The 2,379-nt window shown below is 62.2% G+C and carries 2 protein-coding genes and 1 pseudogene; all 3 read left to right on the forward strand.

The annotated features are described in order from the left end of the window. Positions 1 to 1,283 (forward strand): annotated as a pseudogene (locus tag H0V78_11890) (carbamoyltransferase HypF). 12 nt (positions 1,284 to 1,295) lie between these two features. Next, complete coding sequence (locus H0V78_11895; GenBank protein ID MBA2352443.1) at positions 1,296 to 1,577, forward strand: HypC/HybG/HupF family hydrogenase formation chaperone; 282 nt, start codon at positions 1,296 to 1,298, stop codon at positions 1,575 to 1,577. Positions 1,578 to 1,677: 100 nt separating this feature from the next. Then, on the forward strand, positions 1,678 to 2,358 hold the full coding sequence (locus tag H0V78_11900; protein ID MBA2352444.1) for an SIS domain-containing protein: 681 nt from the start codon (positions 1,678 to 1,680) through the stop codon (positions 2,356 to 2,358). Positions 2,359 to 2,379: the final 21 nt, after the last annotated feature.

A 2,379-nucleotide genomic window follows, 5' to 3' on the forward strand; every position in this document is an offset into this window, starting at 1 on the left:
CGTACTGACCAGCGGAAATTTGAGCGACGAGCCGCAGTGCATCACCAACACCGAAGCGCGCGCGCGGTTATGCGCCGGCGACGATGCTCCTGCCGGAGGGGTTTGCCGCAGCACCAGCCGTTCTCGCGATGGGCGGCGAGTTGAAGAACACGTTCTGCCTACTGCGCGATGGCCAGGCCGTCGTTTCGCACCATATGGGCGACCTCGAAGAGGCGCTGACTTTCGCCGATTACCAGCGATCGGTGCGGCAGTATTCGCAGCTATTCCAGCATGCGCCGCGCGCGATCGCCGTGGATATGCATCCTGAATATCTATCGCGCAAGTTCGGACAGCAGATGGCGCAGCAGCAGTCTCTGATCCTGGTCGAAGTGCAGCACCACCATGCGCATATCGCCGCCTGCCTGGCCGAGAACGGCACTGCGCTCGATGCCGCGCCGGTGTTCGGCATAGCACTCGACGGGCTCGGCCACGGCAGCGATGGCGCGCTCTGGGGAGGCGAGTTTCTGTTCGCCGATTATCGCGGCTGCAAGCGGCTCGGCACGTTCAAGCCGGTCGCCATGCCCGGCGGCGAACAGGCGATCTACGAGCCGTGGCGCAATACCTACGCGCACTTGACGAGCGCAATGGGCTGGGCGCGTTTCGCGATGAATTATTCGGAACTCGATCTCTATCGCTTCCTGGAAGCCAAACCGCGTACTGTACTCGACGCGATGATCGCGCGCGGCGTCAACAGTCCGCCCGCGAGTTCGTGCGGCCGGCTGTTCGATGCGGTCGCAGCGGCAGCCGGTGTGTGCCGCGAGCGCGCGCAATACGAAGGCCAGGCGGCGGTCGAATTTGAGGCGATGGTCGACCAACGCACGCTGTTCGATGAGGACGATGATCTCGCCTATCCGTTCGCGATCCCGCGTTTGCCGTCCGGTATTCCATACATCGAACCACTCGCCATGTGGCGGACGCTGCTCGGCGACCTGATCCTGGACACGCCGCTACCGGTGATCGCGGCGCGCTTTCATAAAGGGCTTGCCATTGTCATCGCGCGCATGGTCGGGAAATTGAGCCGATACGAGGGCGGCGAGCAAGCAATCAAGACGGTCGCGCTTTCCGGCGGCGTGTTCCAGAACCGCGTGCTACTGGAACAGGTGACGACGCGACTCGAGGCTTTGCAGTTCCGCGTATTCACGCATCGCCAGGTTCCCGCCAACGATGGTGGTCTCGCGCTGGGGCAGGCGGCGATCGCCGCCGCGCGGGCGGTTGCGGTCGATGCAAGACTCGATATTCAGTAAACGGAGAAAATCATGTGCCTGGGAATCCCTGGACAGATTGTGGAAGTGAGCGATGCCGAAAGAAATCTTGCGATCGTCGATGTCGGCGGCGTCAGGCGTGCCGTCAATATCGCGTTTATCGTCAACGACGACCATCCGATCGCATCGTGTGTCGGCGATTGGGTGCTGGTGCATGTCGGTTTCGCCATGAGCCTCATCGATGAGGAAGAAGCGGCGCGCACGTTGGCGCTGCTGACTGAATTGGGCGAGGTGCAATTGGAGATCGAAGCCATGCGGGCTTCGGCGGCGGCTTGAAAACGTAAGTGGGCTAGCAAAGCGCAACCCACAATCGAAGCTTCGAGCGGCGGGTTCGGCGCTATGCGCCTCCCCCCATTTACGGAGCAAGGACATCAGCATGTCTGAACATGCGGCATTACAAGGTCTTTACCCCTTCCTGCACGGCGACAAGCAGGACGCCGGCAAGCTCGACCTCGCGCTGCTCGAATCGGTGCGGCAAAAGGCGCAGGACAGCGTCGCGACCAAAAGCGCGTTTTTCGAACAGAACGGCAGCGCGGTGGTGGCGGTCGCGCGCGCGATTGCCGATGTCTATCGGCGGAACGGCCGGCTGTTCTGCATGGGCAACGGCGGTTCGAGCTGCGATGCCGCGCATATCGCGGTCGAGTTTCTGCACCCGGTCACGGCCGGCCGGCCTGCGCTCACGGCGGTCAATCTGGTTGCCGACACGGCGATGATGACGGCGGTCGGCAATGACGTCGGCTTCGCCCACATCTATGTACGCCAGGTGATCGCCCAGGCGCGCCGCGGCGATGGCCTGATCGGCATTTCGACCAGCGGCAATTCCGAGAACCTGCTGGCGGCGTTCGCCAAAGCGAAGGAGATGGGTGTGGTGACCATCGGGCTCGCCGGCTATGACGGCGGCAACATGGCAAAGAGCCCGGATCTCGATCATTGCCTTGTGGTGAACAGCGACAGCATTCACCGCATCCAGGAAACCCACGTCGCGATCTATCACATTTTGTGGGATTTGACGCATACGTTGCTCGCCGATGACCGCGGCGGGCTGGCGTCAGGTTAAGGAAGCTATTATGAAATACGT

The sequence above is a fragment of the Burkholderiales bacterium genome (assembly GCA_013695435.1).
Classification (GTDB): Bacteria; Pseudomonadota; Gammaproteobacteria; order Burkholderiales; family JACMKV01; genus JACMKV01.

Bases quoted from the DNA above. Each gene is read 5' to 3' on its own strand.
- H0V78_11895 (MBA2352443.1), top strand. From the start codon at position 1,296: ATGTGCCTGGGAATCCCTGGACAGATTGTGGAAGTGAGCGATGCCGAA.
- H0V78_11900 (MBA2352444.1), top strand. From the start codon at position 1,678: ATGTCTGAACATGCGGCATTACAAGGTCTTTACCCCTTCCTGCACGGC.